This is a genomic window from Chitinibacter bivalviorum (assembly GCF_013403565.1).
Lineage (GTDB): Bacteria > Pseudomonadota > Gammaproteobacteria > Burkholderiales > Chitinibacteraceae > Chitinibacter > Chitinibacter bivalviorum.
Window position 1 is genome coordinate 130,927 of sequence record NZ_CP058627.1, and the last position, 20,627, is coordinate 151,553.

Sequence of the window (20,627 nt, forward strand, 5' to 3'; positions counted from 1 at the left end):
ATGGCTTTCTAAGCGCTTGCCTTTTCTCGCTTGGGGCGAAAGTAAGCCGTATTGCAATAAAACGCATCATCTTGCTGAGCGTACCAATCTGGGATGCCCAAGTAGGGCAGTGGGGGTAGTTGCTTGGGCTTCTGAAGTGCATCGCTTGCAATGAGTTGGGCCAAAATGGCGTCGAGCTGCTGGCATTGCGCGTCAATATCTAAATTGAAAAAATCGGCGCCGACCGCAATCGGCCAGCATTTTCCCGTTAAGCCAATAAAGGGCGCCATCAGATTTTCAAAGTTGGCATGGCCAAAGGTGATGGCTGAAATCGATTTCCCCCATTGCTCGCGCTGCGTGACAAATAAGTCATGCCATTGATGTTGGGTGACCAGCTCAAGGAGCTTGGGGTCGCTATAGGGCAAAATTAGGCCGCATTCATCCAGAAGCGTGGCGGCATCCCGTGCAGCGCCGCGAATTGTGGCCGCCGGGTTGCTATTGATGATACGAAAATGCATGGCATTGAGTGCCGACTTGCTACGCGGGAAGGCGTGCCAGATCATCGCATTAAAGGTATCGTGCCAATTGAGTCGGGTGGCGACCATGCCATCCCGATAGACCGCCAATTCATAATATTCAGTAATTTGTTCGCTGGGTACAAAACGAATCGGTGAGCCGCCTTCACTGATCGCCACCGTCGGAATACTTTGCCAAGTAGCGTAATCGGGCGGGGCGCTAAATTGTGCCAAATGGCGTCGGATGGGGCTAAATGCGGGGTGCTGATTGAAAAAATCGCTAGGCCAATTCGTCATGAGTACATCTTTGAGTAAATATGCAGGGCAGCAAAAAGGGCAAACCCATAAAATTGCATTTTACGGTATTTGCCCTTATTGAGCCTGACTACTGACTCAATTCAACTAAGCCATGAAGCGTAAAGCTTAAGCCAACGCAGCTAAAGCGGCTTCGTAGTTAGGTTCATCTTTGATTTCAGCAACCAATTCGCTATGTACAACTTGATCGTTGGCGTCGAGAACGACAACGGCACGTGCAGCAACGCCCACCAATGGGCCGTTCGCAATTTGAACGCCATAGTTCGCGAGGAATTCGCTACCGCGCATAGTCGACAAATTGATTACGTTTTCCAAGCCTTCAGAGCCGCAGAAACGGCTTTGCGCAAATGGCAGGTCAGCAGAAATGCAAACCACAACGGTGTTTTCGAGTTTCGATGCCGCTTCGTTAAAGCGGCGCACCGATGCTGCACAAGTTGGGGTGTCCACGCTTGGGAAAATATTCAAGATCTTACGTTTACCGGCCAAGCTGGCCAAGGTCACGTCAGAGAGATCTTTTGCAACCAGTGAGAAAGCAGGCGCAGCGCTGCCTACCGCTGGGAATTGGCCGTTGACATTGATTGCATTGCCGCCAAGGGTAACTGTTGCCATGGTGTACTCCGGTAGTGATTTAAAGTGGTTTGAATTAAATAAGTGATGCATCTGCATCTTTATAGTGTCTTGCCTTGATTAAGTGGGGGCGGGTGAAATAAAAAAAAGCCGGAGAACCGGCTTTTTTGTATTGAAGGGTGAAATTATTCTTCGCCCTTGGGCTCAACCTGCGGTGGATTAAGAATTTCCATCGCCGCCTCATAGCGGGGTTCGTTCATTAACTCAGACACCAATTCGGCGTAGAGCACCATATCGTTGGTGTCGAGCACAAATAAAGCAGTAGTCATTAGCCCAGACAATGGGACATCGGTGATCATTACGCCATAATCTTTGTGAAAATCGCGACCGCGTAAGGTCGACATTAATTCGATTTTTCGAAATCCTTCAGCTTCGGCAATGCGGGCTAGTGCATAGGGGGTATCAACCGAAACGGTCATAATGACGGTGTTGCTGAGCTCATACCCCAGCTTTTCAAGTTGGCGCGCGATATTGAGGCCGATGGCGGCATCAAGGCTGGGAACGACGGCAATCAGCTTGCGCTGCCCCCAATATTTGGACAAAGCTACATCTTGCAAATTGGTGTCGACCAGCATAAAGCTGTGAGCCGTGTCGCCAACATGTGGAAAACGGCCGCCAATACTGATTGGTGCGCCATTGAGCATCACGGTAGACATGATTTACCCTCCGAAAGTGATTCTTTCAGTATGGCTGCTGGTGCTGGAAATACAAGTTACGATGCCGGTGGGGCAAGGATGCGACCTAGAGTGTGAGTTACTCGTAGAACCAATAGATCGAGTAGCCGGTGGAGTGCAATTGCCCCAGATCAAGTTGCAAAAAGGCATGTACTTCATCGTTGGCGAGTAAAGAGGCCTGATTAGGTTCGCTTTGGGCGAGATATTCTTTGGCCGAGAAAATCTTGCGCGCCACCAAGCGCTCATTTTCATCGGTGAGCGTTAGCTCCAGTTTCGGCATTGCTTGTTCGAACGGCGCCAGATTGCGCAAAGTCGCTTTGACCTGCACCAAGGTTGGGTGGTCTGGAATGTAGGTGAGTTCTGACCATTCAGATCGCAGCAAGTCAGCTTGGCGTGGCAATGGCATGTCGCAACCGAGTTTGGCGCACAGGGCTTGCCATTTGGGGCGCAGCGCGGGAAATTCTTGGCTTAATTCAAGACGGAAGTTGAATGACAGCTGCAAAACCAAAGCCATACTTAATAGCAGGCTGCCGACTGCCCAGAGCCAACGCCAGCGACTTGGTTTTGCCTCCATAAACAGTGGATCGGTGTCATCCAGAATCGGGCGATATTCAGCGTCATTTTCAATTTGTTCTTGCTTGCTCTGCGCTGGGCTTTGCTCGGGATTGAGCTCTTCTTCCGCTAAGGCGGACATCGCGGTGGGTTCAATCGTGCGACGAGATGGCTTGCGGGTGCGACGAATTTTCTGGCTACGTGTTTTCTTAACGAGTTTGGCCAAGGCGCGTTGCAAATCTTTTTCGTTATCTTGAGTGCCTTCGCTGTCGGGCTTGGGGGCTGCGGTGGGGAAATTGATCACATTACTTGCAGAGGCCGTTTCACCGTTCACTTCGGTGTCGTGGTTTATGGCAACTGCTTCATGCTCAGTTGAGCCTGAATATGTGGTTTCTTCGAGCGGTTTGTGTTGTTCTCTGTCGGGTATTGACCTGTATTCTTCTACAGGCTGTGCTTCTGTAGTGATACGTGTATCAGGTATGGGGTCAGTTTTCGTTGTGTCAGCAATTAACTCTGGATCAATCCGCTGTAAAAAATCACGCGCATTAAAAATAAACGAGCAGCGCCCGCAGCGCACCTTGCCTTGGTGGGCTGCGAGTTGATCATCGGTAACGCGAAATGAAGTGCTGCAATTAGGGCAGCGCGTGATTTGGTTCATGGGGCAAGTTTAACCGATATTGACGACTTATTTACGTGTACCAGATAAACACACCCAGCCTTCGTGTTCGTTTGGCGCAACAAAATCAAACCATTCGCCATAAATTGCCACGATTTCATGCGCTTGTTCCGACAAAATTCCTGACAGCACAATACGACCACCCTCGCGGCACCGACCAGCGAGGAGTGGCGCCAGTGCTTTGAGCGGATTAGTCAAAATGTTCGCGACAACAACATCATAAGTTTGTGCCGGAGCCGCATCGGGCAAGAAGAAACGACCTTTAACGCCGTTTTGCTCTGCATTTTGCTCGGAAGCGATCATGGCTTGCGCATCAATATCGACGCCATCAGTTGGGCCTGCGCCCAATTTCATAGCGGCAATCGCCAAAATGCCGCTGCCACATCCGTAATCCAAAACGGTTTCGCCGCCTTGAATATTGGCATCAAGCCACTGCAGGCAAAGACGCGTTGTTGGGTGACTGCCCGTACCGAATGCCAAACCAGGGTCGAGTTGAATATTGACAGCCTGAGGGTCTGGGCACTCATGCCAAGTCGGCGTAATCCAAAGACGCGGTGAAATAGGGATCGGATCGAACTGAGATTGTGTCAAACGCACCCAGTCTTGTTCTTCCACCACGACGACGTCAAATTTTGGCGCTGTTTGCTTTAATTGATTGGCTGCGGCAGCCACAACCAGTGCGACTTCTGCATCCGCTTCAAAAAGCGCTATTACAATACTCGTATCCCAAAGCTGATCGACCGGCTCACCGGGCTCGCCAAAAATAGGTTTCTCGGCGCTTGTGCCTGCTGCAGCATCTTCAATCGAAACAGACAGTGCACCTAAATCGAATAGTGCATCTGAATAGGCTTCGGCATGTGCCGAGTCGGTGGTCAGGCGGAGTTCTTGCCAAGGCATGCTGCTTCCTACTTATATATGTCATTGAATAGGGCGAATTGTCGCACCTAATATTACTGCTGAACAGTAATGGAGCCGATTTATCCAGAAAACACAGCCCGCGTTAGCGGGCTGTGTGCTTTTCGGGGTGTTGATTTCGCTGTTTTCATGCCTTTCGTGTTTTTTCTACAGCTTATCTGCTTCTTTTTTGCACTCTTTGACTAAATTCGCTGGTGCTGCGGACGTGGCTTTTGCCTTTGCTGCAAAAATGTTTCAATCTGGGTTGCTAATTAGATCAACCACTTAGCGCCTTTCTTCGCTTTTCTTTGCCGATAGGTGTTGACGGGTTTCGAGGCGGTGGGTATAGTTCGGCCTCTCTGCTGATGACGCAGCGAAACGAAGTGATGTTTCTGCAGTCTCAGATCGATCTTTAACAATATACAGCCGATGAGTGTGAGTGCTTGATTCGTAAGTCGAAACAAGTGCTTGCACTCAATTGAAAAAGTAATATTTGTAGTCTGAACTTCGGTTCAAACTCGGATGTTCTTTTGAGTATTGAAGTACAAGCCAAGTAGTAAAAATAGCATAGCGATTAAACGAAAGAGTTTGATCCTGGCTCAGATTGAACGCTGGCGGCATGCTTTACACATGCAAGTCGAACGGCAGCACGGACTTCGGTCTGGTGGCGAGTGGCGAACGGGTGAGTAATACATCGGAACGTACCCAGTAATGGGGGATAACTATCCGAAAGGATAGCTAATACCGCATACGCCCTACGGGGGAAAGAGGGGGATCGCAAGACCTCTTGTTATTGGAGCGGCCGATGGCTGATTAGCTAGTTGGTGAGGTAAAGGCTCACCAAGGCGACGATCAGTAGCGGGTCTTAGAGGACGATCCGCCACACTGGAACTGAGACACGGTCCAGACTCCTACGGGAGGCAGCAGTGGGGAATCTTGGACAATGGGCGCAAGCCTGATCCAGCAATGCCGCGTGCGTGAAGAAGGCCTTCGGGTTGTAAAGCGCTTTTGTCTGGGAGCAAATCCTTGTGGCTAATACCCACCGGGGATGAGAGTACCAGAAGAATAAGGACCGGCTAACTACGTGCCAGCAGCCGCGGTAATACGTAGGGTCCAAGCGTTAATCGGAATTACTGGGCGTAAAGCGTGCGCAGGTGGTTTGTTAAGCACGATGTGAAATCCCCGAGCTCAACTTGGGAATTGCATTGTGAACTGGCTAACTAGAGTACGGCAGAGGGGGGTGGAATTCCACGTGTAGCAGTGAAATGCGTAGAGATGTGGAGGAACACCGATGGCGAAGGCAACCCCCTGGGCTGATACTGACACTCATGCACGAAAGCGTGGGGAGCAAACAGGATTAGATACCCTGGTAGTCCACGCCCTAAACGATGTCAACTAGTTGTTGGGCTTTTCGGAGCTTAGTAACGCAGCTAACGCGTGAAGTTGACCGCCTGGGGAGTACGGTCGCAAGACTAAAACTCAAAGGAATTGACGGGGGCCCGCACAAGCGGTGGATGATGTGGATTAATTCGATGCAACGCGAAAAACCTTACCTGGTCTTGACATGTACGGAATCCTTGAGAGATCGAGGAGTGCCTTCGGGAACCGTAACACAGGTGCTGCATGGCTGTCGTCAGCTCGTGTCGTGAGATGTTGGGTTAAGTCCCGCAACGAGCGCAACCCTTGCCATTAGTTGCTACCATTCAGTTGAGCACTTTAATGGGACTGCCGGTGACAAACCGGAGGAAGGTGGGGATGACGTCAAGTCCTCATGGCCCTTATGACCAGGGCTTCACACGTCATACAATGGTCGGTACAGAGGGTCGCTAACCCGCGAGGGGGTGCCAATCTCACAAAACCGATCGTAGTCCGGATTGCACTCTGCAACTCGAGTGCATGAAGTCGGAATCGCTAGTAATCGCGGATCAGCATGTCGCGGTGAATACGTTCCCGGGCCTTGTACACACCGCCCGTCACACCATGGGAGTGGGTTTCACCAGAAGTAGGTAGGCTAACCTTAGGGGGGCCGCTTACCACGGTGGGATTCATGACTGGGGTGAAGTCGTAACAAGGTAGCCGTAGGGGAACCTGCGGCTGGATCACCTCCTTTCAAGAGAAAGACCTGCGGGTCAAGTACTCACACTCATCGGCTGTAGAATTTGAAGATACAGAGAAAGTAACTGCGAGATGAAGCAATTGATCTCAGGGTTACGGACTTGGTTGGAAGCTGGGTCAGTAGCTCAGTCGGTTAGAGCACCGTCTTGATAAGGCGGGGGTCGCTGGTTCGATTCCAGCTTGACCCACCACTTACCTAGTAAGTGGAAACAGCTTAGTAATGCCAGATTGGGGGATTAGCTCAGTTGGGAGAGCACCTGCTTTGCAAGCAGGGGGTCGTCGGTTCGATCCCGTCATCCTCCACCACACCTTGCGGCGAGCACTGTGCAAACAGTGGTGCAGCAAAAAAGTCACTGTCAAGAATTTAGAATTCAGTCAATAGACGGATCAGTAGTTTGGGTTCTGGTTGTTGATTTTGTTCTGGTTTCTTAAATCGGAATGTCGAAAGACATCTGTATCGTTCTTTAACAAAATAGAAGAAGTAATATCTCCTAATTAAACAATGTGAAAACAGGGTGACTTGTTTTTACAGTAATAAATTGGGTTGATTGTATCTGCTGATGTAAAAGTCAGCCGTTGAATAGCGTGAGAAACTATTCAACAAGTCGTAAATACGAAACTCTGACCAAGAGTACGGTAAAACGTGTTTGAGGTTATAGGATCAAGCGAATAAGTGCATCTGGTGGATGCCTTGGCGATGATAGGCGACGAAGGACGTGATAGCCTGCGATAAGCGTGGGGGAGCTGGCAAAGTGCTTTGATCCCACGATTTCCGAATGGGGAAACCCGGCCCTTTTGGGTCATCCTTGACTGAATACATAGGTCATGTGAAGCGAACGCGGTGAACTGAAACATCTAAGTAACCGCAGGAAAAGAAATCAACCGAGATTCCCAAAGTAGTGGCGAGCGAAATGGGAAGAGCCTGTACGTGATAGCAGTCGTGTTAATAGAACGGAATGGAAAGTCCGGCCATAGTGGGTGATAGCCCCGTATATGAAAACACAATTGTGGTACTAAGCGTACGACAAGTAGGGCGGGACACGAGAAATCCTGTTTGAAGATGGGGGGACCATCCTCCAAGGCTAAATACTCATCATCGACCGATAGTGAACCAGTACCGTGAGGGAAAGGCGAAAAGAACCCCGGGAGGGGAGTGAAATAGAACCTGAAACCGGATGCATACAAACAGTGGGAGCGGACTTGTTCCGTGACTGCGTACCTTTTGTATAATGGGTCAGCGACTTACGTTCAGTAGCAAGCTTAACCAAATAGGGGAGGCGTAGGGAAACCGAGTCCGAATAGGGCGCATAGTTGCTGGGCGTAGACCCGAAACCAAGTGATCTATCCATGGCCAGGATGAAGGTGCGGTAACACGCACTGGAGGTCCGAACCCACTAACGTTGCAAAGTTAGGGGATGAGCTGTGGATAGGGGTGAAAGGCTAAACAAACTTGGAAATAGCTGGTTCTCCTCGAAAACTATTTAGGTAGTGCCTCATGTATCACTGACGGGGGTAAAGCACTGTTATGGCTAGGGGGTCATCGCGACTTACCAAACCATGGCAAACTCTGAATACCGTCAAGTGCGAGCATGGGAGACAGTCCTGGGGTGCTAACGTCCTGGGACAAGAGGGAAACAACCCAGACCGCCGTCTAAGGTCCCAAATGATCAATTAAGTGGAAAACGAGGTGGGAAGGCATAGACAGCCAGGATGTTGGCTTAGAAGCAGCCATCATTTAAAGAAAGCGTAATAGCTCACTGGTCGAGTCGTCCTGCGCGGAAGATGTAACGGGGCTCAAATTGATAACCGAAGACGCGGATATGTACGATGTACATATGGTAGAGGAGCGTTCTGTAAGCCTGTGAAGGTGTCTTGAGAAGGATGCTGGAGGTATCAGAAGTGCGAATGCTGACATGAGTAGCGATAAAGGGGGTGAAAAGCCCCCTCACCGAAAACCCAAGGTTTCCTGCGCAACGTTCATCGGCGCAGGGTGAGTCGGCCCCTAAGGCGAGGCAGAAATGCGTAGTCGATGGGAAACAGGTTAATATTCCTGTACTTGGTATAAGTGCGATGTGGGGACGGAGAAGGTTACCTCAGCCAACGGTTGGAAGAGTTGGTTTAAGCGTGTAGGTGTGTGGCTTAGGCAAATCCGGGCTGCTTTAACACTGAGGCGTGATGACGAGTCTACTTGTAGACGAAGTGAGCGATACCCTGCTTCCAAGAAAAGCCACTAAGCTTCAGCTTATATTGAACCGTACCGCAAACCGACACAGGTGGGTAGGAAGAGTATTCTAAGGTGCTTGAGAGAACTCGGGAGAAGGAACTCGGCAAATTGACACCGTAACTTCGGGAGAAGGTGTGCCTCTAGTAGGTGAAGGTGTACAACCGGAGCCCAATGAGGCCGCAGAGAAATGAGGGCTGCGACTGTTTATCAAAAACACAGCACTGTGCTAACACGAAAGTGGATGTATACGGTGTGACGCCTGCCCGGTGCTGGAAGATTAAATGATGGGGTGCAAGCTCTTGATTGAAGTCCCAGTAAACGGCGGCCGTAACTATAACGGTCCTAAGGTAGCGAAATTCCTTGTCGGGTAAGTTCCGACCCGCACGAATGGCGTAACGATGGCCCTACTGTCTCCTCCCGAGACTCAGCGAAGTTGAAGTGTTTGTGAAGATGCAATCTCCCCGCTGCTAGACGGAAAGACCCCGTGAACCTTTACTGTAGCTTTGCATTGGACTTTGAAGTGGTTTGTGTAGGATAGGTGGGAGGCTTTGAAGCTGGAACGCTAGTTTCAGTGGAGCCGTCCTTGAAATACCACCCTGACCCCTTTGAGGTTCTAACCTTGGTCCGTTATCCGGATCGGGGACCGTGCATGGTAGGCAGTTTGACTGGGGCGGTCTCCTCCCAAATTGTAACGGAGGAGCTCGAAGGTCGCCTAGGTACGGTCGGACATCGTACTGATAGTGTAATGGCAAAAGGCGGCTTAACTGCGAGACCGACAAGTCGAGCAGGTGCGAAAGCAGGACATAGTGATCCGGTGGTTCTGAATGGAAGGGCCATCGCTCAACGGATAAAAGGTACTCCGGGGATAACAGGCTGATTCCGCCCAAGAGTTCACATCGACGGCGGAGTTTGGCACCTCGATGTCGGCTCATCACATCCTGGGGCTGTAGCCGGTCCCAAGGGTATGGCTGTTCGCCATTTAAAGTGGTACGTGAGCTGGGTTCAAAACGTCGTGAGACAGTTTGGTCCCTATCTGCAGTGGGCGTTGGAAGTTTGAGGGGGGCTGCTCCTAGTACGAGAGGACCGGAGTGGACTGACCTCTGGTGTACCGGTTGTCACGCCAGTGGCATTGCCGGGTAGCTAAGTCGGGAATAGATAAGCGCTGAAAGCATCTAAGCGCGAAACTAGCCTCAAGATGAGACTTCCCTAGGTCTTTAAGACCTCTAAAGGATCGTTCGAGACCAGGACGTTGATAGGTCGGGTGTGGAAGCGCAGTAATGCGTTAAGCTAACCGATACTAATTGCCCGTGAGGCTTGATCCTATAACCTGAGACGCGTTAAGCGACTGATGGTATAATCGACCCAATACAAGTTAAGAGATATGAGATCAGTTGATGAGTGTAGCGAGTCAACTGATTGTTAAGACTTCTTCTATTTCGAGTGGTTGTTTGCACAAAAGTGAAAACAGCTAACTCACCCAGTTTTGTCTGGTGACCATAGCGAGGTGGTCCCACTCCTTCCCATCCCGAACAGGACAGTGAAACGCCTCAGCGCCGATGATAGTGCGGATAGCCCGTGTGAAAGTAGGTCATTGCCAGACTCCCCTAAAGAAAGCCCAGCTCAATCGAGCTGGGCTTTTTGCTTTGCGCTGAGGGAATGAAATACTGCTGGGTCTATTCTTTAATGCTAAGTGTTTATTAGTTCCTGTTAAGGTACGTAGATGGTGTATATGTTGTTAATAAATACCAGACTGTGAACTTATGGCTTCTGGTATTCTCCAAATATTGATACTTCATGTGCATATGAGCTTTGCTTAATATCTTGAAGGCAAAGTAGATTTAATGATTAAGGATTTACGAATGAGCCAGTATGACGCTCCACAATTCGAACTAAAAATTTGTGCGCCAGAAGAATTGCCGCTGAAACTAGCTCAGCTAGCGCGCCCTCTGGTGTTCACGAATGGCTGTTTTGATATTTTGCACCGTGGTCATGTGACTTATTTGGCGCAAGCACGGGCATTGGGGGCAGCGATGGTCGTAGCGCTCAATACCGATGAGTCGGTACGTCGATTGGGAAAAGGCAATGATAGACCAATTAATCCATTGCTTAATCGCGCGGCAGTGATGGCAAGCTTGGCATCGGTCGATTTGGTGACTTGGTTTGATGACGATACGCCGTTTAATCTTATTGAATTGATTCAGCCTGAAATTCTGGTGAAGGGCGGTGATTGGCTGCCCGAAAATATCGTCGGTAGCAAAGAAGTGCTGGCTCGAGGCGGCACGGTGCATTCGATTCCATTTCTGTTCGATACTTCGACGACCAAAACATTGCAAATGATTCGGGGTGAGTGAGCTAGATGGCGCTTGAACGACATAATTTATTAGCCCAATTGGTCACTGATGTTGGGCAAATGGGGATTTTCAATTCACAGATTGTATTGCAGGCCATATTGCTGCTGATCTGCTGGGGCAGTGCCTATTGGTTTTCTTTGCGGGTCTTGCGTCACCAGGCGGTAAAGGATTTGCGTTGGAAAACCGGCGGTGATGGACTGGCTCGAATCTTGTTTCCAAGCCTCGCTTTATTGCTGGTGAGTGCGGCCAATTTAGTTTTGCATTTGCTTGAAGGCCATAACAATTCATTGCTGCGTGTCGCGAATCTACTGATGTTGGCCATGGTCAACATTCGTATATTGGTTTACGTGATTCGCCGTGTATTTGAAGGCGCTCAGTGGGTGCAGCGGTGGGAAAAGTATATTTCGCTATCGATTTGGGTTTTGTATGTTTTACATGTCGTCGGGATTTTGCCTGAGGTATTGGCGACACTTGATTCGATTAGTTTTGATGCGGGCAAAGTCCATATTTCGGTACTGACGGTCTTGCAGGGGCTCATTTCTGTTGGGGCGACCCTGCTTCTCGCGATGTGGATTGGCCGCACGTTTGAGCAGCGTCTGATGCAAACCGATGTGATGGAGATGAATGTCCGCGTCGTCCTCGTCAAGGTGATGCGCTCCGTCTTGGTGGTTGTGGCAGTGCTGCTGTCTTTATCGCTGGTCGGTATTGATTTAACTATCTTGTCGGTCTTTGGTGGAGCATTGGGTGTTGGCTTGGGTTTTGGCTTGCAAAAAATCGCATCCAACTATGTGTCGGGCTTTATTATCTTGCTCGATCGCTCCATTAAAATGGGGGATTTAATTTCGGTAGATAATCGGCAAGGCGTGATCAGTGGATTAACTTCACGCTATATCGTGCTCAAGGCCGCGGATGGCACCGAGTCATTGGTGCCTAATGACACCTTGATTACGCAAACGGTTGTTAATCAATCCTATAACGATCGCTCGGTATGGGTTGGGATGCCGGTTTCGGTGGCCTATAACTCAGACCTCGACTTGGTCATGCAAGTCATGATTGCTGCTACTGAGGGTAACCCTCGCATCCTGAAAGATCCCGCGCCAGGTGCTTTTGTAACAGCTTTTGCCGATAGTGGCATTAACTTGACGCTAGGGTTTTGGCTTGCTGATCCGGAAAATGGTCAGATGGGGCTAAAATCAGAAATTAATCTAAACATCTGGCGTGCCTTCAAAGAAAACGGCATTGAAATTCCATACCCACGGCGCGACATCATGGTATTGCCTGCTGCAGATGGACGTAGTTCGTCGCTCAATTCTGCGCAATGATTTATTTATGAGTAAAATCTAATCTAGGCGGCGAAGCTGTTTTCACTGCCTTGTAAAAGGAATACTGGTATGGAATGGCTCAATGGCCTAATCGATTTGCCGTGGTGGGGGTATATTTTAGTTACCCTTGTATTGACCCATATTACGATTGCATCGGTCACGATCTTTTTGCACCGCCATCAGGCGCATCGCGCATTGGATCTGCATGCAATTCCGAGTCATTTTTTCCGGTTTTGGCTGTGGCTAACGACGGCGCAAATTACCAAGCAATGGGCGGCGATTCATCGCAAACACCACGCTAAATGTGAAACGGCAGAAGACCCGCATAGCCCGCAAGTATTGGGGATTAAAAAAGTCTTTTTTGAAGGTTGGGAGCTGTATCGCGCAGAAGCCGCCAATATTGAGACCATGCAAAAGTACGGTCATGGCACGCCCAATGACTGGCTAGAACGTAATGTGTATAGTAAATATGCCAGCTGGGGGCCAACATTAATGGCCGTCATCGATTTGCTGCTATTTGGTGCAAATGGGATTTGGATGTGGGCAGTGCAAATGCTCTGGATTCCGGTGAGTGCTGCTGGCGTGATTAATGGTATTGGTCATTATTGGGGTTATCGCAATTTTGAATGTGAAGATGCATCTACCAATATCGTGCCATGGGGTATCTTGATTGGTGGTGAAGAATTGCATAACAATCATCACACCTTCGGAACTTCGGCCAAATTATCGTATAAATGGTTTGAGTTTGATATTGGCTGGATGTATATCCGTATCTTATCGGCTTTGGGTTTGGCACAAGTACGTAAATTAGCCCCCAAAATCAAATTAGCTCAAACCCGACCTGTTTTGGATGAAGCAGCATTACAAGCGGTGATTGCTAATCGCTATGCGATTGCGGCCAATTATGCTCGCACCTTAAAAGACACGGTATCGAAAGAGCTGGATGCGTTGAAAGTGGGCGCTAAATTGCCGTCATTGAATATGAATCCAGCCAAGCAAATGAAAATTTGGCTGAAACAAGATGAAAAAGATGTGCCCATGAGTGAGCGTCTCCACTTGCAAGCCTTGCTCGCACAAAGTGCCGTACTTACGCAGGTATACCAGATGCGCCAAGAATTAACCCGTATTTGGGAGCGCTCTTCACTGACCAAAGATGAATTGCTAGAGCAATTGCAAGATTGGTGTGCCCGCGCTGAATCGAGCGGGATTAAAGCGTTGGCGGATTTTTCTTTACGTTTACGTGCTGTAGCATAATATTTAATGCGCCAAGGCGAGCTTCGGCTCGCCTTTTTTATTTGGAGTTTCAATATGTCTTCTATTCAACGCTATCATGTCGGCCCACGTTTGTGTGAAACAGTCGTGCATAACAATACGGTGTACTTGGCGGGGCAAATCGCTGAATCATTAGAAAAAGATGCGCTCGGGCAAACGGAAGAAGTTTTGGCATGCATTGACCGACTGCTGGCCGAAGTAGGCTCTGATAAATCGAAAATGCTGCAAGTGACTATTTTCCTCTCGGATATGGCGGATTATGATGCGATGAATCAGGCGTGGTCTGAGTGGATTCCACATGGCCACACGCCAGCGCGCGCGACTGTCCAGGCCAAATTGGCCGATCCACGCTATCTGGTAGAAATGACAGTCATTGCGGCTTTGTAATTTTTACTTAGCGCCGCGCGATGTGAAAAGTTAACATCATTTTTTGGCCGGAATTAGGGAACGACAATGTCACGCATACTCTTGGCTTATTTGGCCACCTGGAATCCATTTGATCTGGATAAATTGCCCGCCGAAAAGTTAACTCACCTTTGTTATGCCTTTGCCAAAGTGGTGAATCACCAAGTTGGGCTGCAATTTGCTTTTGAAGATGCGCGCGATGAGGTCGAGTTGGCGCGCTTTGAGCAGTATTTTGTCGATCTGCAGGCGCTAAAACTGCGTAATCCTGATTTGAAAATCATGATTTCAATCGGTGGCTGGACTGCGGATGGTTTTTCCGATGCGGCTCTCAGCGCAGCGTCTCGTGCCGAGTTTGCCGATTCGGCGGTGAAATTTATGCTGGATCGCCAGCTTGATGGCATCGATATGGATTGGGAATACCCCAGCAATGATATGGCGGGGATTAAAGCACGCCCAGAAGATAAGCATAATTTCTCGCTCATGCTCGAAGCGCTGCGTGACCGTTTGGATGCGGCTTCGGATCGGGAAGGGCGCGTTGGCAAGCATCGCTATCAATTGAGCATCGCAGCCGGTGCCGGGCAATATTATCTGGATGGGGTAGAAATTGGCCGGGTCGCAGCGGCCTGTGACTTCATCAATATGATGACTTACGACTTTTACAACGGTTGGGCTAAGCGAGCTGGCCATCATTCCAATCTATTTAATTCGGCGGTAGACCCTGATGGAGATAGTGCCGATAAAGGGATTCAGCTGTTTATTAATAATGGCGTCCCCCGTGAAAAACTGGTCATCGGCTGCCCATTTTATGGCCGTTCGCTGAAAGGTGTGGGTGCCAAGGGCTTAGGCGAGTCGGGGCTGGCTGGTAGTAATGGTGCTTATGGTTTTCGAACCATTGATACCGAGTTGCTCCCCAGTGGCCGCTACACCCGCCATTGGGATGCGGCGGCACAAGCGCCGTGGCTGCAAAATGGTGATGAATTCGTCAGTTATGAAGATCGTGAATCCATTGCATTGAAAGGCCGCTATGCGGTCGAGCAGCAGTTGGCTGGCGCCATGTTCTGGGAATACACCGATGACCATAATAATGCGCTACTCGACGCTTTATATCTTTCATTACAAGACTAGGGTATATCATTGGGTTTCCTAATTTAGCTTGTTTATGCGTTGATACGCCAAGGGGTATGTGATGGCCACCGATGTTTTATCGATGAAAATGAATCTACCCTTTGGTGCGATTGAGGTTATTGCCAGCGAAAATGCCCTGGTGCGGCTGGATTTTCTCAGTGGCCAAGTCGTTGAAACGGCGCCAGCCAATGCCTTGCTGCGAGAAACACAACAGCAGCTCTTTGCCTACGCACAGAATGCCAAGTTCCAATTTGATTTGCCTTTGCGGCTTGATGGCACTGTCCATCAACTGAAGGTGTGGCATGCCATTGCCGACATTCCCGTGGGGGCTACGCGGCGCTATCTAGATATAGCGCAGCAAATTCAATCTAGCCCGCGTGCTGTCGGCGGCGCTTGTGGGCGAAATCCGTTGCCGATCGTGATTCCATGTCATCGCATTGTGGCGGCGCATGGTTTGGGTGGGTTTAATGCCAATCGCAATGGTGTGGACTGGATGCCCATCAAACGTTGGCTCTTGGCGCATGAAGGCATTATTTCCAAGTCTGAGTTATGAATTCCGAAGCATTACCCGAAGCCGAAGTTGCATTAATTGATCAATTTCTCGATGGCATCTGGCTGGGGGATGGTCTAGCCAAAAATACCATCGACAGCTATCGGCGAGATTTACTTATTTGGGCGCAGTGGCTACATCAAGAGCGCCATCTGACCCTATGGCTGGCTGATCGCGATGCGGTGCAGGCATTTCTGGCGCGGCAAGCGCGAGATTTAAAAGCCGCCAGCTTGGCGCGTCGCATGGCAAGTTTGCGCAAATTTTATCGCTATTGGATTTTGCAAAATCAAATTGCATTTGATCCATGCGCACAGCTCACTTCGCCCAAGCGAGTGCGGCCACTGCCCAAATCATTGCCAGAATCTACGATCGAAAATCTACTCAATACCCCTGATGTCGCCACGCCTGCAGGTTTGCGGGATCGCGCGATGCTGGAGCTGATGTATGCAACGGGATTGCGCGTGACCGAGTTAGTCACTTTGCCTATTTCACAGGTGTATTTGCGTGAACGTTATTTACATATCACCCAAGGCAAGGGCGGTAAGCAGCGCTTGGTGCCGCTGGGCGAAGTGGCGGCTGAATGGGTGGGGCGCTATCTGAATGAGGGGCGCAATCTGCTGCTCAAGCATGCCGCAGAGCCGTGTTTATTTCTGAATCAGCGGGGCGAGGCGATGACGCGCCAAGGTTGCTGGTTCATTATCAAGCAATACGCAGCCGCGGTTGGGATCGATGCGAAGCTATTGAGCCCTCACGTTTTGCGCCATGCCTTTGCAACGCATTTACTCAATCACGGCGCTGATTTAAGAGTGGTGCAGACTTTACTCGGGCATTCGGATATTACGACGACCCAAATTTACACTCAGGTTGCTGCTGAGCGTCTCAAATTATTACACCAAAATCATCACCCTCGCGGTTAAATTTTCAGAAGTTGCATAGATTCGGGTAAGATTTATCCACGTCATATGAGTGACGACTTCAGGAGATAAGGCAATGGATGCATCATTAATTACAAAGTACCAGGACATCGCGCTGGGCTATGTCGCTGAATTTGGTGTGAAAATTCTGGCGGGTATTGCTTTCTGGGTGATTGGCCGCTGGCTGATCGGTGTGGTGGTTCGGTTTGTTCAGGGCGGATTAAGTCGGCAAAAAGTTGACCCGACAGTATTACGCTATGTAGGCTCGGCAGTGACGGTCTTGCTTAATGTATTACTGGTTATTGGGATTCTGGGCTATTTCGGCATTCAAACAACGACTTTTGCCGCTTTGCTGGCCGCTGCTGGTGTGGCCATTGGTATGGCGTGGTCTGGCCTGTTGGCTAATTTTGCCGGAGGCGCTTTTCTAATCGTGCTGCGCCCGTTCAAAGTCGGCGACATGATTACGGCCGGCGGTGTAACGGGTGTCGTACATGAGGTTGGCTTGTTTGCTAGCACGATTCTGACACCAGACAACATCATTACCTACGTGGGCAATGGCAAAATTTTTGCTGACAATATCCAGAACTACACGGCAACGCCATATCGCCGCGTTGATCTGAAAGCGCAATTGTCTGGCGCGGCAGATGTGCCTGCTGCGATTGCTCAGTTGAAAGCCAATATTGCCAAGATTCCAAATGTCGTGACCGAACCTGCGGTCGATGTGGAAATTATGGATTTCCAATTGGTGGGCCCGGTCTTGGCGGTGCGTCCGTATTGCCATAATGACAATTACTGGCAAGTGTATTTCGATACCAATCGCGTGATTATGGAAACTTTGGCGGCGTTCCCAGCGCCAACGCCTTCACAAGTGGTAACTGTGCAGCAAAAATAAGTTGTGTTGATTTTTGTTGGATGAAAAAAAACCCGCCTTGGCGGGTTTTTTATACCTAGTCAGGGTATTAGGCTGGGATTGTTTCTTTTTCTGGCATTTCGAGCAATACCTTGCCATCCTTATCAATGCCAATGGTCACTTCACCACCAGTTACCAAACGTCCAAACAGCAGCTCATCGGCCAGCGCTTTGCGGATCGTATCCTGAATGAGTCGCGCCATTGGGCGAGCACCCATTTGCGGATCAAAGCCGTGTTTAGCGAGGTAGTCTTTGAGCTCATCAGTAAAGTGCGCTTCGACTTTTTTCTCGTGCAATTGAGCTTCGAGTTGCATCAGGAATTTCTCAACCACTTGCAAGATGATCTCGTGCGTGAGTGAGGCGAATGGAATAATCGCATCAATCCGGTTACGGAACTCTGGCGTGAACATGCGCTTGATTTCCTGCATCTCGTCGCCTTGCTCTTTCTTCGCCGTAAAACCAATCACCGATTTATTGAGTACTTCTGCTCCCGCATTGGTCGTCATGATGATGACGACATTGCGGAAATCGGCTTTGCGACCATTGTTGTCGGTTAACGTGCCGTGATCCATTACCTGCAGCAGTACGTTGTAGATATCAGGATGCGCTTTTTCGATCTCGTCGAGCAGCAATACCGCATACGGATGTTTATTGATTGCCTCGGTCAATAGACCGCCTTGTTCAAACCCAACATATCCCGGAGGCGCGCCAATCAGTCGGCTCACCGCATGGCGTTCCATGTATTCCGACATATCAAAACGAATCAGCTCAATCCCCATCGTGTAGGCGAGTTGACGTGCGACTTCGGTTTTACCCACACCAGTCGGGCCACTGAAAAGGAATGAGCCAATTGGTTTTTGCGGATTGCCCAAGCCAGCACGCGCCATTTTGATTGAGGTGGCGAGCACTTCGATGGCTTTTTCTTGGCCAAAGACGACATTTTTCAAATCGCGTTCCAGCGTTTTGAGCGTGTTTTTATCGTCATTCGATACCGATTTAGGTGGGATGCGGGCAATTTTGGAAATAATGTCCTCAATCTCGCCTTTACCGATGGTTTTTTTCTGTTTCGAGCGAGGCAAGATTTTTTGCGCCGCACCTGCTTCGTCGATCACGTCGATGGCTTTATCTGGCAGATGACGGTCATTGATAAATTTGGCTGATAGCTCGACCGCGGTCGTGATTGCCGCTTGGGTGTATTTCACACCATGGTGGGCTTCAAATTTATCTTTGAGGCCTTTCAGAATCTCGATGGTTTGTTCAATTGTTGGTTCAACGACATCGATTTTCTGGAAGCGACGAGACAGCGCATTGTCTTTTTCGAAAATGCCGCGATACTCGGTGTAAGTCGTTGCGCCGATGCATTTGAGCGTGCCGTTCGAGAGTGCAGGTTTAAGCAGATTGGACGCATCCAATGTCCCGCCTGAGGCTGCGCCAGCACCGACCAGAGTGTGAATCTCATCAATAAACAAGATCGCGTTGCGCTCTTCGCCCAATTGCTTAATTACAGCTTTGAGGCGTTGCTCAAAGTCGCCGCGATATTTCGTACCCGCCAACAGCGCGCCCATATCGAGCGTGTAAACCGTCGCATCTGACAGCACATCTGGAACATCGCCTTCAACAATGCGGCGTGCCAGGCCATCAGCGATGGCGGTTTTACCCACGCCAGCTTCGCCCACCAACAAGGGGTTATTTTTACGGCGACGGCATAGGATTTGAATCACGCGTTCCAGCTCATGCTCGCGACCAATCAAGGGGTCGATTTTGCCGGCGAGGGCTTGTTGATTCATATTCTGGGTGTAGTTTTCTAGCGCGCCACCGGGGCTGTTTTCGCCTTCGGATTCCTCAGATTGCTCGTGCTTGGGGGCTGCTTGCTGGTTGCTGCTGGTGCTTTTGCTGATCCCATGGGCGATGAAGTTCACCACATCAAGGCGAGTAATGCCTTGTTGATGCAGGAAATACACCGCGTGGCTGTCTTTTTCGCCAAAGATCGCAACCAGTACGTTTGCACCGGTGACTTCTTTTTTGCCCGACGATTGCACATGCAAAATGGCGCGTTGAATGACGCGTTGAAAACCAATCGTTGGTTGCGTTTCAACTTCGCTGGTGCCCGACACCACGGGGGTATGCTCGGTTACGAAATCGCCGAGTTGGCGGCGCAATTCTTCAATATTGGCGCCGCATGCTTTCATGACTTCGATGGCCGATGGGTTATCGAGCAGGGCGAGCAAGAGGTGTTCGACGGTGATGTATTCATGGCGCTTTTGACGTGCGTCCATGAACGCCATATGTAGGCTAACTTCGAGTTCTTGGGCGATCATTTTATTTCACCTCCATGATGCATTGCAGCGGGTGCTGGTGCGCCCGAGCGTACTGCGTAACGTCGGCCACTTTGGTGGCGGCGATGTCTTTGGGGTAAACCCCGCAGATGCCGCGACCTTCATGGTGTACTTTAAGCATGACTTGTGTGGCCTGGTCCGATCCTAATCCGAAAAACTGCTGCAATACGTCAATGACAAAGTCCATTGGGGTGAAGTCATCATTTAATAACACAACCTGCCACATGGGCGGGGGAGCGGTACGAACGTCTGCTTCTTTTAATTCGGTATCAAACTGGTGGGTTAGTGCCATTGTGTTCCACTTACCTGTGTATCACTTCTATTTTGGCTCTCTATGCCGTTTTTTCAAGCGTGATAGAGATGACACACTGTTAATTAGTAAATATTGTTCCGCTTGACCAACTTGGTTATTTTCGCGTAAAAAGTAATGCAAGTTTGATGGAAGTATTTCTGTCTTGCTAGCCCTCGGCAGAACCATTTATTTGCTTTGCCGATATTTCATGATTATTTAATTTAGTTTGCAGGATTATTTCGACATGGCATTAGGTACTGTTAAGTGGTTCAATGATTCTAAAGGTTTTGGCTTTATCACTCCAGATGACGGCGGTGAAGATCTGTTCGCGCATTTCTCTGCGATCAATATGCCAGGCTTCAAAACTCTGAAAGAAGGTCAGCGTGTTTCTTTCGAATTGACGCAAGGCCAAAAAGGCAAGCAAGCTGGCAATATCCAAACTGCCTAATTTTTGCTTGAGCTAAAGCCCGCTGCTTAGTGGCGGGTTTTTTTACGTCTGTTGTTTCAGTATATCGGCGAAAAATGCCAGAAATAAAAAAACCCCGCTTAGCGGGGTTTTTTGTCGATCAACGCGCTTAGC

16 protein-coding genes, 2 tRNA genes and 3 rRNA genes are annotated in these 20,627 nt (G+C 49.6%); 14 read left to right on the forward strand and 7 right to left on the reverse strand.

The genetic code is table 11. From position 1 onward, the window contains the following. Positions 1–8: 8 nt before the first annotated feature. From HQ393_RS00595 to prmA, 5 genes are all read right to left on the reverse strand, one after another. Positions 9–791: a DUF3025 domain-containing protein gene (locus HQ393_RS00595; protein ID WP_179356946.1), complete on the reverse strand. Its 783-nt coding sequence runs from the start codon at positions 789–791 to the stop codon at positions 9–11. A gap of 126 nt (positions 792–917) precedes the next feature. After that, the gene (gene tpx, locus HQ393_RS00600) at positions 918–1,418 is read right to left on the reverse strand and encodes a thiol peroxidase (protein ID WP_179356947.1); all 501 of its coding nucleotides are present in this window, start codon (positions 1,416–1,418) and stop codon (positions 918–920) included. Between the two features lie 143 nt (positions 1,419–1,561). Beyond that, on the reverse strand, positions 1,562–2,092 hold the full coding sequence (tpx, locus tag HQ393_RS00605) for a thiol peroxidase (protein WP_179356948.1): 531 nt from the start codon (positions 2,090–2,092) through the stop codon (positions 1,562–1,564). Between the two features lie 97 nt (positions 2,093–2,189). Then, the gene (locus tag HQ393_RS00610; protein WP_179358347.1) at positions 2,190–3,320 is read right to left on the reverse strand and encodes a DUF3426 domain-containing protein; all 1,131 of its coding nucleotides are present in this window, start codon (positions 3,318–3,320) and stop codon (positions 2,190–2,192) included. A gap of 27 nt (positions 3,321–3,347) precedes the next feature. Then, complete coding sequence (gene prmA, locus HQ393_RS00615; protein ID WP_179356949.1) at positions 3,348–4,235, reverse strand: 50S ribosomal protein L11 methyltransferase; 888 nt, start codon at positions 4,233–4,235, stop codon at positions 3,348–3,350. A 573-nt stretch (positions 4,236–4,808) separates the two neighbouring features. On the opposite strand from prmA, the gene HQ393_RS00620 reads away from it, so the two are divergent. The 13 genes from HQ393_RS00620 to HQ393_RS00680 all read left to right on the forward strand — a co-directional run bounded on the left by HQ393_RS00620 (position 4,809) and on the right by HQ393_RS00680 (position 17,402). After that, a 16S ribosomal RNA gene (locus HQ393_RS00620) occupies positions 4,809–6,342 on the forward strand. Positions 6,343–6,461: 119 nt separating this feature from the next. Then, positions 6,462–6,538 (forward strand) — tRNA-Ile (locus tag HQ393_RS00625). Between the two features lie 39 nt (positions 6,539–6,577). Continuing rightward, positions 6,578–6,653: transfer RNA gene (locus HQ393_RS00630), tRNA-Ala, on the forward strand. A gap of 353 nt (positions 6,654–7,006) precedes the next feature. After that, positions 7,007–9,893, forward strand: a 23S ribosomal RNA gene (locus HQ393_RS00635). 164 nt (positions 9,894–10,057) lie between these two features. Continuing rightward, a 5S ribosomal RNA gene (rrf, locus tag HQ393_RS00640) occupies positions 10,058–10,171 on the forward strand. The 16S, 23S and 5S rRNA genes sit together here with 2 tRNA genes alongside, the layout of an rRNA operon. Positions 10,172–10,430: 259 nt before the next feature. Next, entirely contained in the window at positions 10,431–10,922 is a 492-nt protein-coding gene (locus HQ393_RS00645) for an adenylyltransferase/cytidyltransferase family protein (RefSeq protein ID WP_179356950.1), read from the forward strand. Positions 10,923–10,927: 5 nt separating this feature from the next. Beyond that, positions 10,928–12,244 (forward strand): mechanosensitive ion channel family protein, encoded by a 1,317-nt coding sequence (locus tag HQ393_RS00650; protein WP_179356951.1) that lies wholly within the window; start codon positions 10,928–10,930, stop codon positions 12,242–12,244. Between the two features lie 69 nt (positions 12,245–12,313). Continuing rightward, positions 12,314–13,498: a DesA family fatty acid desaturase gene (locus HQ393_RS00655; protein ID WP_179356952.1), complete on the forward strand. Its 1,185-nt coding sequence runs from the start codon at positions 12,314–12,316 to the stop codon at positions 13,496–13,498. Between the two features lie 54 nt (positions 13,499–13,552). Next, the gene (locus HQ393_RS00660) at positions 13,553–13,903 is read left to right on the forward strand and encodes a RidA family protein (RefSeq protein ID WP_179356953.1); all 351 of its coding nucleotides are present in this window, start codon (positions 13,553–13,555) and stop codon (positions 13,901–13,903) included. A gap of 66 nt (positions 13,904–13,969) precedes the next feature. Continuing rightward, on the forward strand, positions 13,970–15,046 hold the full coding sequence (locus HQ393_RS00665) for a glycoside hydrolase family 18 protein (RefSeq protein ID WP_179356954.1): 1,077 nt from the start codon (positions 13,970–13,972) through the stop codon (positions 15,044–15,046). A gap of 61 nt (positions 15,047–15,107) precedes the next feature. Continuing rightward, positions 15,108–15,599 carry a methylated-DNA--[protein]-cysteine S-methyltransferase gene (locus HQ393_RS00670; protein ID WP_246307920.1) on the forward strand — a complete coding sequence of 164 codons (492 nt, stop codon included), beginning with the start codon at positions 15,108–15,110 and terminating at the stop codon, positions 15,597–15,599. Next, a complete protein-coding gene (gene xerD, locus HQ393_RS00675) occupies positions 15,596–16,513 on the forward strand; it encodes a site-specific tyrosine recombinase XerD (RefSeq protein WP_179356955.1) in 918 nt (305 codons plus the stop codon). The genes HQ393_RS00670 and xerD overlap by 4 nt, the downstream gene beginning before the upstream one ends. Before the next feature lie 73 nt (positions 16,514–16,586). Next, complete coding sequence (locus tag HQ393_RS00680; RefSeq protein ID WP_179356956.1) at positions 16,587–17,402, forward strand: mechanosensitive ion channel family protein; 816 nt, start codon at positions 16,587–16,589, stop codon at positions 17,400–17,402. A gap of 67 nt (positions 17,403–17,469) precedes the next feature. Here the strand turns inward: HQ393_RS00680 and clpA are convergent, their stop codons facing one another. After that, a complete protein-coding gene (gene clpA / locus HQ393_RS00685) occupies positions 17,470–19,737 on the reverse strand; it encodes an ATP-dependent Clp protease ATP-binding subunit ClpA (RefSeq protein WP_179356957.1) in 2,268 nt (755 codons plus the stop codon). A 1-nt stretch (position 19,738) separates the two neighbouring features. Beyond that, positions 19,739–20,047, reverse strand: a complete 309-nt coding sequence (gene clpS, locus HQ393_RS00690) for an ATP-dependent Clp protease adapter ClpS (protein WP_179356958.1) — start codon at positions 20,045–20,047, stop codon at positions 19,739–19,741. A gap of 244 nt (positions 20,048–20,291) precedes the next feature. Here clpS and HQ393_RS00695 point away from each other — a divergent pair, with 244 nt between their 5' ends. Continuing rightward, positions 20,292–20,495, forward strand: a complete 204-nt coding sequence (locus HQ393_RS00695; protein WP_179356959.1) for a cold-shock protein — start codon at positions 20,292–20,294, stop codon at positions 20,493–20,495. Positions 20,496–20,627 lie beyond the last annotated feature (132 nt).